Raw genomic sequence first — 12,592 nt, 5'->3', positions numbered from 1 at the left:
AACGCAAATCCCGTTGGAACACCGCCCGCCCGCTCCAACAGGCTCTGCAATCTTCAATCAAGGCTTGCCGTTCAGCTCCGCAATCAACGCCTTGTTGAACTGCTCGGGCTCTTCCATTTGCGGCGCGTGACCCATGCCCGGGAACTGCACCAGCTTTGCGCCGGGAATCATCTGGGCGACCTGCTTGCCGAGCACTTTATAGTTGCCGATTTTCGCCTTGACCTCAGGTGAAGCGATATCACTGCCAATGGCCGTGGTGTCGGCGTCGCCGATCATCAGCACGGTCGGCACCTGAAGTTTCGGAAACTCATAGAACACCGGCTGGGTAAAAATCATGTCGTAGATCAGAGCCGAGTTCCACGCCACCGCTTCATGCCCCGGACCTTTGTTGAGGCCCGCGAGCATGTCCACCCACTTGTCGAATTCAGGCTTCCAGCGCCCGGCGTAGTAGGTGTTCTGCTCGTACTTGCGGATGCCCTCGGCGGTGACGTTCAGTTCACGCTGATACCACTGATCAATGCTGCGGTACGGCACGCCCAGCGCTTTCCAGTCTTCCAGGCCAATGGGATTGACCATGACCAGTTGCTCGGTTTGCTGCGGGTACATCAGCGCGTAACGTGTGGCCAGCATCCCGCCAGTGGAATGGCCAATCACCGCCGCCTTGTCGATACCCAGCTTTGCCAGCAAACCGTGGGTGTTGGTCGCCAATTGCTGGAAGCTGTACTGGTAATAAGCCGGCTTGCTTGAAGTGCAGAAGCCGATCTGATCCGGCGCAATCACACGATAGCCCGCTTCGCTCAGAGCCTTGATGCTGTCTTCCCAGGTAGCGCCACAGAAGTTCTTGCCGTGCATCAGCACCACGGTGTGACCATTGGCGTTGCCCTTGGCCGCAACGTCCATGTAACCCATTTCCAGGTGTTGCCCCTGGGACTCAAACTCGAATTTCTTCAGCGCATAGGGGTAGTTGAACCCTTCCAGCTGTTTGCCATAAACCGGTGTGTCAGCCATTGCCCCGCAAGGCAAGGCGAAGGCCAGCATGAAGCCAGCGACAGTTGCAGCGCGCATACACGATTCTCCTGAACAGATAGATCCGGGCCGCGGCTCTACAAGACAACGTAAAGCCTCCGCACTCGAAGCGCTGAGGGTGTGCAAAGCGCCCGCGCACCCGGCGGCAGGGCAATAGACACCGTGTGCCGCCAGGGATTCGCCAGGTGTGCCCATTCGTCAGTGCTGCCAGGTAATCAGCCCCATTTCCAGAGGCACATGCAGACCAGACGACGCATCGGCGATGACCCTCGCGGTGTAAGCCTGCTCCGGGCGGTCATCAGGGACTTCCCCGCTGTAAGTGAACAAGCCATCGCGCTGCGGGGTGGGATCGACTCGCAGGTCCCAGGTTTTGGCAGGCATGCCATCAACGCCTTCGGCATACAACTGCACCCGCAGAAATACCGGCGAGATCCCCGCCAGATCTACCTGCAATGTCACCCGGTAACGACCGGGCTGAGGCAACATCTGCTGTTCCAGAAAACGAATGCCTGACCAGTGTCGGCGCATTTGCTCACACCCATCAGCCAGTTGAATAGCCAACCGGTTGTCCTGGGCGGCACGTGCCCGATAGGCAATCGCTGCCGGCAAGTAGTAATGCTCGGTGTACTCGCGCACCGCCCGATCGGAGGAATACTGGGTAACGAGGCTGCCCATGCTGGCCCGCATGCGCTTGATCCATTCCCTGGGTAAACCTTGCTCATCGCGTTCATAGAAAGCCGGGACAACCTCGCGTTCCAGCAACTCATAAAGCTGGGTGGCATCCACCACGTCATGGGCTTCGTCGTGCTCATGACCATCGCCGATACCCCAGCCCACTTCTGCTGTGCAGGCTTCGGCCCACCATCCATCCAGTTGCGAGAGATTCAGCCCGCCGTTGGCCAGAATTTTCATGCCACTGGTGCCGCTCGCCTCCCACGGACGGCGCGGCGTGTTGACCCACACGTCCACGCCCTGGACCATATTGCGCGCCAGTCGCATGTCATAGTCTTCAAGGAATGCCACACGCCCCTGCACGTCCGGCCGGGCTATGAAGGCCTGCCAGTCTGCGATCAACTGCTGGCCGTACTGATCGGCCGGATGCGCCTTGCCGGCAATCAGCAACTGCACCGGCCGAGTGGGATGGTTAAGGATACGCAGCAATCGCTCCGGGTCTTGCAGCAACAGATTAGGCCGTTTGTAGCTGGCGAAGCGACGGGCAAAACCCAGGGTCAACACGTGCGGATCGAACCGACTGCCCATGGACTCGATCACGTCCAGAGAAGCACTGTGCACGGCCGCGCTGCGGGCCAGGTGAGTGCGCACAAACTGGATCAACCAGGCACGCACCCGGCTGCGAAAATCCCAGAGTTGCGCGTCGTCCACCTGTTTGAAGAACGATGCGACACGGGCCTCACTGAAACCGCGCCAAGGCAGCAGATCCCCGTGCAGGGCCCGCCAGTATTCCTCCGACTCCCGGGAAATCCAGGTGGGCTGGTGCACGCCATTGGTGACGTGGCCGATGGGTACAGAGGACGTGGGCCAACGGGGAAACAGGTTCTGAAAGATGTGCCGGCTGGTCGCCCCGTGCAATTGACTGACCCCATTGATCGCCCCGCAACAGCGCGTCGCCAGGTAGGCCATGTTGAACGGTTCCTGCTCGTCGTCCGGGTTCTGACGCCCCAAAGCAATGATCGTCGACACCGGTTGATCCAGCTCCTGCTGAATATAACGCCCCAGGTATTTGTCGATAAGTGACGCGGGAAAGCAGTCGAATCCTGCCTTGACCGGCGTATGGGTGGTGAACAGGTTGCCGGCGCGGGTGGCCATGAGGGCGACGTTAAAACCGACGCGGTGGGCCTGCATGTAGCTGCGCACTCGCTCCAGCACCGCGAACGCTGCATGCCCGTCATTCAAATGCAGGACATCCGGTGCGTAACCGGCCGCCTCCAGCAACCGCCAGCCGCCAATCCCGAGAACGGTCTCCTGCCGCAGACGCATCTCCAGATCGCCGCCATACAACTGGCTGGTGATCAACCTCACCGGCGGCGGATTGGCCGGATCATTGGTGTCCAGCAGCAGCAATCGATTGCCGCCCACGGTGGCCCGCCAGCCACGCACCCATAACGTCAGGCCGGGCAACTGAACGGCCAGGCGTAACAAACTGCCGTCGGGGCGTAAAAGCGGGTCCACGGGCAGTTGCCGGGTGTCATTGACCGGGTACAACGGCTGTTGGGTCCCGTCTGCACTGATTTCCTGACGAAAGTAACCGTGCTGCCAGAGCATGCCGACCGCCACAACCGGCACCCCTAGATCACTGGCGGCCTTGAGCTGATCCCCCGCGACATTGCCCAGCCCACCGGAATAAATGGGCAGCGCCTCGCTGAGCATGTACTCCATGGAAAAATAGGCCACGCAGCCCAGTTGACTGGCCTGCGGGTGGTCGTCGAACCAGGATGGCCGGGCCAGTATTTCTGCATGGGACAGGGCAATATGCGCCACCCGCCCATGGAAGTGATTGTCCGCCATCAGCACGGCGATGCGCTGCGCGGACACTGCATTGAGCACCAGGCAAGGGTTATGGGTCAGTTCCCATAGCTCGTTGTCCAGGGCGCGCCAGATGTCATCGTTAAAACTTGACCAGCGAATTGACTGGTCAAACGCCAACTGCCGGAGCGTGTTGAAGCTTGGGTCGTGCCAGGCGCTGTGCGGCATTGAGTATCCCCCGGTTCAAGCGTCGGTGAAGGTTTGACCTCGGGTGTGCCCCTTGGCCAATGGCGGCGGGCTGTCCGGCTGACTGAAATCGTCGGTCCAGCGCCAGTTGCGGATTTCCGGCAGGTCTTCGAAATGTTCGCGGATATAGGCGTGATGCGCACGCAGTTGCCCTTCCAGATAGCTGATCGCGTCCTGGCTTTGCAGCCGCAGGCGAGGGACATGGCTCACCGCATCCAGTGCCAACTGATAGCGGCTCATGTTGTTGAGGACCACCATGTCGAACGGCGTGGTGGTGGTGCCTTGATCGGAGAAACCGCGCACGTGAAAACGCGCTTCGTTGGCCCGGCCATGGACCATGGAATGGATGACCCAGGTAGAACCGTGGAAGGCGAAGATCACCGGCACGTCCCGAGTGAACAGCGCCTCGAATGAAACGTGATCCATGCCGTGGGGACGTTGCTGCGGACTGCTGAGCGTACCCAGATCAACCACGTTGACCAGGCGCACCCGAATGCCCGGCACATGCTTCTGCAACAGCCAGGCCGCCGCGACGGCTTCGGTGGTCGGCACATCCCCGGCGCAACCCAGCACTACGTCCGGCTCGCCTTCGTCGTTGCTGGCGAATTTCCAGATAGAAGCGCCCTGGGAGCAATGTTTGAGCGCCGCCTGATAGTCCAGCCACTGAAAGTCCGGTTGCTTGCCGCAGGTCACCACGTTGACGTAATTGCGACTGCGCAGGCAGTGATCGAACACGTTGACCAGGCAGTTGGAATCCGGTGGATAGTAGACGCGCACCACATCCGAACGCCGTTGCAGCACGTTATCGACAAAGCCTGTGGATTGGTGACTGAACCCGTTGTGGTCGTTGCGCCAGGCGTGACTGGTCAGCAACACGTTGAGCGACGCCAGCGGCCGCCGCCACGGGAATTCCAGGCTTTGCTGCAACCATTTGGCATGCTGGGTCACCATGGAATCCACCACCTGAGCGAACGCTTCATAGGTCGACCACATGCCGTGGCGCCCGGTCAGCAGGTAGCCTTCCAGCCAGCCCTCGCACAAATGCTCACTGAGGACTTCCATGACCCGGCCGTCAGGGGCCAGGTGCTCATCAATGCTCAGGATCGGCCCGGCAGCGGCCCGGTTGGTGGCTTCGAAAACGGCATTGAGGCGATTGGAGTTGGTTTCATCAGGGCCGAACACCCGGAAGTTGTCCGGGTTGGCGCGAATCACGTCACGCAGGTATTCCCCCAGCTTGCGCGGCGCTTCGGCAATTACCTGCCCTGGCCCCGGCACTTCCAGGGCGTAGTTGGCGAAGTCCGGCAAATCCAGCGCCGTCAGCACGCGTCCGCCATTGACGTGAGGCACCGCGCCGATGCGCAACGCATCTGGCGGGTTGAGCGCCTTGAGTTCGGCGACCAGCGCGCCCTGCTCGTCAAATAACGTCTGCGGCGAATAGCTGCGCATCCAGGCTTCCAGTTGCGTCAGATGCGCAGGGTTCTGGATCACGTTGGCCAATGGCACCTGATGCGCGCGGAATGTTCCCTCTACGGGCAGGTCATCCACCACTTTCGGGCCGGTCCAACCTTTGGGGCTGCGCAGGATAATCATTGGCCAGCGGGCACGGGCCACGTTGCCATACTGTCGGGCGCGCTGCTGGATATCGCGAATATCGGTGTAGCAACTGTCCAGGGCCGCCGCGAAACGTTGATGCATGCCCGGCAGATCGTCGCCGGCCACAATGATCGGCTCGTAGCCACGTCCGCGATACAACGCAATCAGGTCGACATCGTCGGTGCGTGCTTCCACCGTCGGGCCGGAGATCTTGTAACCGTTGAGGTGCAGGATCGGCAACACCGCGCCATCGCGCAGCGGGTTGAGGAAGCGGATGCTTTTCCAACTGCCTTCCAGTGGGCACGTCTCAGCTTCGCCGTCGCCGATAACGCACGCCACCAGCAGATCCGGGTTATCAAAGGCCGCGCCAAAGGCGTGGACCAGCGAATAACCCAGCTCACCGCCTTCATGCAGGGAATTGGGGGTGTGCGGCCCGCAATGGCTGGGCACGCCGCCTGGCGTGGAGAAACTGCGGAAAAACCGCAACATGCCATTGGCGTCCGGCGTGATGTCCGCGTGTACGTCGCTGTACGTGCCTTCCAGCCAGGCGCACGCATTGAGGGTCGGTCCGCCATGTCCCGGACCCGATATGTAGAGAACTTCCACATGCTGGTCGCTGATGAGCCGGTTCAGATGGACGTAGATGAAGTTCTGCCCGGCGGAAGTCCCCCAGTGCCCCAGCAGACGAGGCTTGATGTGTTCAGGCATCAGTGGCTCACGCAGCAGAGCGTTGGCCTTGAGATAAATCTGACCGACGCACAGGTAGTTGGCGGCGTTCCAGTAACGGTGCATCCGCTCAAGCAATTCATCGCTCAGCGGACCACCCGCGTCGGGGACAGCGTCTGTGGGTGTTGGCGCGGACACTTGGTCGGCGCTGGAGAGCAGTGGATTGAAGGTATACATGACGGCTCCAGAGGGACGTTGTAAAGGCTTCGAATGCTATGGCAAAGGTGCAGCGTAGACGTCTATGTCGGGGTGCTTCGGTCATGGCGACGAACAACCGCTACCGGCAACACCGCCAGAACCCTAATTCAAGGACTTGCGTAACCGCGACAGTGCAACGAAAAAGAACACACTGCCGATCACCACTAACGCCAGCAGTTGCGGCCAGATGATCGACACCGATGCGCCGCGAAACAGGATCGCCTGGCTCAATTCAATGAAATGCGTGGTGGGTGCCACCAACATGATGTCTTGTACGGCCACAGGCATGCTTTCCCGGGGCGTCACGCCGCCGGAAAGGATCTGCAGCGGGATCAGTGTCAGGATAATCAGCAACCCCAACTGCGGCATGGAGCGCGCCAACGTGCCGTAGAAAATCCCCAGTGAGGTGGTCGCAAACAAATGCAAGGCCGCGCCGCCCAGAAACAGCAAAAACGAGCCATGCAACGGGATCTGCAACCATTTTTCCACGACAAAAAACATCGACAGCCCGGCCGCCACCAACACCACGAACGCCATGGACCAGACCTTGGCGATCATGATTTCCAGCGGCGTGATGGGCATCACCAGCAAGTGCTCGATGGTCCCGTGCTCTCGCTCTCGAATCAGCGCAGCGCCGGTGAGGATGATCGACAGCATGGTGATCTGGTTGATCACCTCGTTGATTGCACCGAACCAGGTAGAAATCAGGTTGGGGTTGAAGGCCATGTGCACCACTGCCGTGACTTCCTCAACCGTGGCGCTGCGATAGTGTTTGAGAAATTCGGCCACTTCCGTGTTGATGATTTGCTGGATGTGACCGGCCCCGGTAAACGCCTGGCTGATCTGGGTAGCATCGACATTGACCTGGATCGTCGGCTGGCGACCCGCGAGCAGGTCTTGCTGGAAACGTGCCGGAATATCCAGAGTAAAGGTGTAGACCCCGGCATCCATGCCCCGGTCAATCTGGGTGAAATCAATCGGCACCGGCTTGAGAAAGTACGGCATCTGGAAGGCATTGATTATCTGGTTCGAGGCCTGGGATTGATCTTCGTCGATGACACCGATAGTGGCGCGGTGGGGCGATTCAGGCACCTTGGTTGCCGCCGAATAAATCCCCAGGGTGAAAGAGAAGACAATCAATAACAGCAACGCAGGGTCGTGATACAGGCTGCGCAGTTCCTTGATGCCCAGTTGCAGGATATTGGACAAACTCGCCATTTCAGACCTCCTGCTTCTTGAGGCCAGCGGCGCTGAGGAAGGTCAGCAGCGGGATGGCAATCAGCAGGGGAATGAAATAGAGGTACAAATCCGCCAGGCCCAACCCCTTTGAAAACACCCCACGGCTGATGGTCAGGAAGTGGCTGGTCGGGTAGACATTCCCCACCAGTGCACCAACACCCTCCAGGGAGGAAACCGGGTCCAGCAACCCGGAAAACTGAATCGCCGGCAACAGGGTAATGATTGCCGTGCCGAAGATCGCTGCGATCTGACTCGACAGGATCGACGACATGAGCAGGCCCATCCCCGTGGAGCAGATGATGTACAGCAACGCCCCGACAGTGAGCGTGATCAGGCTGCCTTTTACCGGGATATCAAAGACCAGCAGCGCCAACACCACCATGATGAAGAAATTGATCATCCCCAGGACCACGTAGGTCAGTTGTTTGCCCAGCAAAAACTCCAGGCGCGTGACCGGCGTGACATAGAGATTGGTGATCGAGCCCAGCTCTTTTTCCCGCACCACGCCCAACGCCGTGAGCATGGCCGGGATCAACATCAGCAACATCGGAATCGTGGCCGGCACCATCGCGGGCAAGCTTTGCACATCCGGGTTGTAGCGATAGCGCAAGGCAATATCCACGGGGCTGCTTTGTGCCGTGCCGGTGGTTGCCAGCGATCGTTGTTGTAAATAGCTGGTATGAATGCCGGTCACGTAGCCCTTGATGGTTTCCGCACGGGTCGGCATGGCGCCGTCCACCCAAAAACCCACTTGTGGCTGGCTGCCGCGTTTCAGGTCACGACCGAAACCGGGGGGGATTTCTACCGCAAGGCTGATATCACCACTGCGCAAACGCTGATCCAGCTCGTCGTAGTCATGAATCGCCCGTTTTTCGATGAAGTAGCGCGAGCCGGAAAGATTGAGCGCGTACTCCTGACTCGACCCGGTCTGGTCGCGGTCAAGCACCGCGTAACTCAGGTTGTCCACGTCCAGGTTGATGCCATAGCCCATGATCAGCATCAGCAACCCGGTGCCCAGCAGGGCCAGGGTCGCGCGAAAAGGGTCACGGCGCAGCTCCATGGCTTCACGGCGGCTGTAGCTGAGCAAGCGCTGCCAACTGAAGCCTGCGCGCAGCGCGGTTTTTGGCGTGTCCGCCTCTGGATGCAGAGCCTGCGGCGTGTCGGGGGCTGCCCGAGTGTCGGCAACGTCCTCCAGGTAGGCGATAAACGTTTCTTCCAGCGTTGGCAATCCGCGTTTGGCCATCAATTCCTGAGGCGTACCGCTGTCCAGCACGCGGCCGGCATGCATCATCGAAATCCGGTCGCAGCGCAGGGCTTCGTTCATGAAGTGGGTGGAGATGAAGATCGTCACACCCTCCTCCCGGGATAACTGAATCAGCAGCGCCCAGAAGTTATCCCGGGCCACCGGGTCCACGCCGGAAGTGGGTTCGTCGAGGATTAACACTTCGGGGTTGTGAATCACGGCGACCGCCAGAGAAAGACGCTGGCGCACGCCCAATGGCAGGTCATTGGGCAGGCTGTCGGTGACTGAAGCCAGGTCGAAACGCTCGAGCATTTCCTTGATGCGCCCCTCTTGGCGCTCTTTGGGCAAATGAAATAACCGGGCGTGCAGTTCCAGGTTCTGCAGGACGCTCAGTTCGCCGTAAAGGGAAAAGCCTTGGGACATATAGCCGACCCGGCGACGGGTTTCGATGTCTTTAGGGTCAACGTCTTGCCCGAACAGCAGCGCCTTGCCTTCCGTGGCCGGCTGCAGGCCGGTCAGCATTTTCATGGTGGTGGATTTTCCACAGCCATTGGAGCCGAGGAAGCCGAAAATCTCGCCCCGCTCAATGCGAAAATCCACATGATCGACGGCGACAAAGTCCCCGAAGCGACAGGTCAGACCGTGAGCCTCAATGGCGACTGTTGCCTGTGCACCGTCGGTTTGGCGTGGCGGAATAACCAGTGCCTGATGGCCCCGTCGCTTCTCTTCCGGGAGCATGGCGACGAACGCCTGTTCCAGGTTTTCGCTGTGGGTGCGCGCCAACAGTTCAGCGGGCGCTCCGGTGTCCAGCACCTTGCCCCCGTCCATGGCGATCAGCCAGTCAAAACGCTGGGCTTCGTCCATGTAGGCGGTGGAAACCAGCACACTCATGCCCGGTCGGTTGCTGCGAATCCGCGCGATCAGCTCCCAGAACTGGTTGCGCGCCAACGGGTCGACACCGGTGGTGGGCTCATCCAGAATCAGCAGGTCGGGGTCGTGAATCAGCGCGCAGCACAGGCCAAGCTTCTGCTTCATGCCGCCAGACAGCTTGCCCGCCGGCCGATCGGTAAAGCCATCGAGCCCGGTGCTGCGCACCAGATCATCGATGCGGCGCTTACGCTCTGCTTCCCCCTGACCAAACAGTCGTCCGAAAAAATCCAGGTTTTCGAACACGGTCAGGGTCGGGTAAAGATTTTTTCCCAAGCCTTGGGGCATATAGGCAATACGCGGGCAAACCTGCCGGCGGTGACTTGCGCTCGCCATGTCGCCGCCCAACACCTGCAACGTACCTTGCTGCAACTTGCGAGCGCCGGAAATCAAGGCCAGCATGCTGGATTTACCGACACCATCGGGGCCGATCACCCCGATCATACGGTCAGCGGGTATTTGCAGCGTGACGTCATCCAGCGCGACTTGCTTGCCATAGCGCAAACCGATCCCGACGAGTTCAACGACGTTAAGCGCCGGCGCCGTCATTGAGGCACGTTGATCTGAAGGTTGTCGGGCCATTGCGCATCAGCATCCAGCTTGAGCCATGCCATGCCAGGCAATCCGGTCTTGACCTGATTGAGGTGTTTTTCCAGCAGTTTGCGATCAATCCGGGCCTTGACCCGAAACATCAGTTTTTCCCGCTCGCTGGTGGTTTCCACGGATTTGGGCGTGAACTGCGCGACGCTGGCGACATAACTGACTTTGGCCGGGATGACATACTGCGGCGCTGCATCCAGAACCACCCGCACATCCGACCCCAGGGCAACACGCCCGGCCTGGGCCGTAGGCAGGAAAAACGTGAGGTAGACATCATTGAGGTCCACCAGATTCAGCACCTTGCCACCGGCCGCCAGCACCTCTCCGGGTTGAGCCACCCGATATTGAACACGGGCGACACGATCGGTCTTGAGTTGGCTGTCGGTAATGTCGGCCTGCAAACGAACCACGGCGGCCTGAAGCGCTTCTACCGAGGATTGCGCTTCGATGACCTGGGACCTGGCCGCAATGATCGCCGCCTTGGCTGACCAGACCTGCGCACGAGCCGAGGCTACGGCGGCCTGTTTGCTTTGCTGTTCGGCCAGGTCATCGTCCAGTTGCTGGCGAGGCACGGCGTTGTACTTGATCAACTGATCGGTACGACCGTAACGCTTCTGGGCCGCAGTCAGCTCAGCGACGCGCTGATTGACTTGCGCCTCGGCCGCATTTTTTTCGTTTTCCCGCTGCTCAACCACGGCCTCGGCAGTCAATACCGCGTTGTCAGCCTGCCGTACCTGAGCCTCGGCCTGTTTGAGCTCGGCATTGAGCACCTGCACGTCCATGGTGGCGATGACCTGTCCAGGCTGCACGAAGTCACCTTCGTCCACATCAATGGTCAGGATGCGTCCGGCCAGTTTGGTAGCCACATCGATTTCGGTCGCCTCGATCCGGCCGTTGCCGCTGGCAAAGCCCTCCCCCAACCCGTCAGGACGCAATGCCATCCACATCCAGATTCCCAAACCGACAACAATGACGCTGCCCAAAACATACTTAGCCCACTGCTTATTGAATTGGACGTGCATCCACTTTTCCTTAGTGTTCGATTGACATCGGATGTGCCTGACGCGGCGGGCCCTCCCTCTTGCAGAGCCAGGTCGAAACCTGCACTAGGAAGACAAAATGACCTTCATCGCCTTCTCTTTGGCGGCATTGCCGAACACCTCGTACGCATCAATGATGTCGCCAAGCTTGAAGCGATGGGTAATGAGTTTGCCCGGCTCGATCTTGCCCGCCTCGACAGTCTTCATCAGCATCGGTGTGGTGTTGGTATTGACCAGACCGGTGGAGATGTTGATGTTCTGGATCCACAGTTTTTCCAGATGCAGCTCGACGCTCTTGCCATGCACGCCAACGTTGGCAATGTGGCCGCCGGGGGCAATGATTTGCTGACAGGTATCAAACGATGCGGGGATACCCACGGCTTCGATGGCGACGTCCGCGCCGATGCCGTCAGTCAGCTCGAAGATCCGGGCAACCACATCGTCCTGGCTGGGGTTCAATGTATGGGTGGCGCCAAACTGCATGGCCACTGCGAGCCGATTGGCATCCACATCCACCATGATCACCTTGCCGGGCGAGTAAAACTGCGCCGTCAGCAGCGTCGCCATGCCGATCGGACCGGCACCGACAATGACCACTGAATCTCCGGGCTTGACCTTGCCCGACAGCACGCCGATTTCGAAACCGGTGGGCAGGATGTCACTCAACATCACCAGCGCCTGCTCATCGGCACCTGCGGGGATGGGGTACAGGCTGTTATCGGCGTGAGGGATACGCACCTGTTCAGCCTGAGTGCCGTCGATCAAGTGGCCGAGAATCCAGCCGCCATCAGCGCAATGGGAATACAGTTGGCGCTTGCAGTTGGGGCAACTGCCGCAGGAGGTGACACAGGAGATCAACACGTGATCGCCCTTCTTGAAATTTCGCACGGCGGAGCCGACTTCCTCGATCACGCCGACACCTTCATGCCCCAGGGTTCGCCCTTGAGTCACAGCAGGTACGTCGCCCTTGAGGATATGCAAATCAGTACCGCAGATCGTGGTGTGCAGGATTCGCACGACCGCGTCGGTAGGTTTTTCAATGACAGGAGCGGTTTTATCGATCCAGGATTTCTCACCGGGGCCTTGGTATACGAGCGCTTTCACGAAGATCTCTCCTTCTATCAAGATGGACATCTGCGGATTCGCTCACTGACGGTCACACAGACCGCCAGGCAAACCTGAAATGACCGGGACCGACCGAACCGGTAATCCGGTAGCCAGCTATCAAAGCGTCTTGATGTATATCAGGGTCGTTCCACTCAACGCTTGA

7 protein-coding genes are annotated in these 12,592 nt (G+C 59.6%); all 7 read right to left on the bottom strand.

Features of this window, described 5'->3' with window-relative positions:
- Nucleotides 1-57: 57 nt before the first annotated feature.
- Complete coding sequence (locus tag ACP7B0_RS00720) at nucleotides 58-1,065, bottom strand: alpha/beta fold hydrolase (RefSeq protein WP_426138984.1); 1,008 nt, start codon at nucleotides 1,063-1,065, stop codon at nucleotides 58-60.
- Between the two features lie 159 nt (nucleotides 1,066-1,224).
- Nucleotides 1,225-3,738, bottom strand: coding sequence for an alpha-glucan family phosphorylase (gene glgP, locus ACP7B0_RS00715; protein WP_426138983.1), 2,514 nt, complete (start codon nucleotides 3,736-3,738; stop codon nucleotides 1,225-1,227).
- Nucleotides 3,739-3,753: 15 nt separating this feature from the next.
- Complete coding sequence (locus ACP7B0_RS00710; protein WP_426138982.1) at nucleotides 3,754-6,252, bottom strand: phosphoketolase family protein; 2,499 nt, start codon at nucleotides 6,250-6,252, stop codon at nucleotides 3,754-3,756.
- Between the two features lie 123 nt (nucleotides 6,253-6,375).
- Complete coding sequence (locus ACP7B0_RS00705) at nucleotides 6,376-7,491, bottom strand: ABC transporter permease (protein WP_426138981.1); 1,116 nt, start codon at nucleotides 7,489-7,491, stop codon at nucleotides 6,376-6,378.
- Between the two features lies 1 nt (nucleotide 7,492).
- Complete coding sequence (rbbA, locus tag ACP7B0_RS00700) at nucleotides 7,493-10,231, bottom strand: ribosome-associated ATPase/putative transporter RbbA (protein WP_426138980.1); 2,739 nt, start codon at nucleotides 10,229-10,231, stop codon at nucleotides 7,493-7,495.
- Nucleotides 10,228-11,304 (bottom strand): HlyD family secretion protein, encoded by a 1,077-nt coding sequence (locus tag ACP7B0_RS00695; RefSeq protein WP_426138979.1) that lies wholly within the window; start codon nucleotides 11,302-11,304, stop codon nucleotides 10,228-10,230. Before ACP7B0_RS00695 ends, rbbA begins: the two co-directional genes overlap by 4 nt.
- 84 nt (nucleotides 11,305-11,388) lie before the next feature.
- A complete protein-coding gene (locus tag ACP7B0_RS00690; RefSeq protein WP_426138978.1) occupies nucleotides 11,389-12,426 on the bottom strand; it encodes a zinc-dependent alcohol dehydrogenase family protein in 1,038 nt (345 codons plus the stop codon).
- Nucleotides 12,427-12,592: the final 166 nt, after the last annotated feature.

Origin of the sequence: Pseudomonas sp. DWP3-1-2, assembly GCF_049896285.1 — a bacterium.
GTDB lineage: Bacteria > Pseudomonadota > Gammaproteobacteria > Pseudomonadales > Pseudomonadaceae > Aquipseudomonas.
The sequence above is the reverse complement of the archived record's forward strand: the minus strand, read 5'-3'. Positions and strand labels throughout refer to the sequence as shown.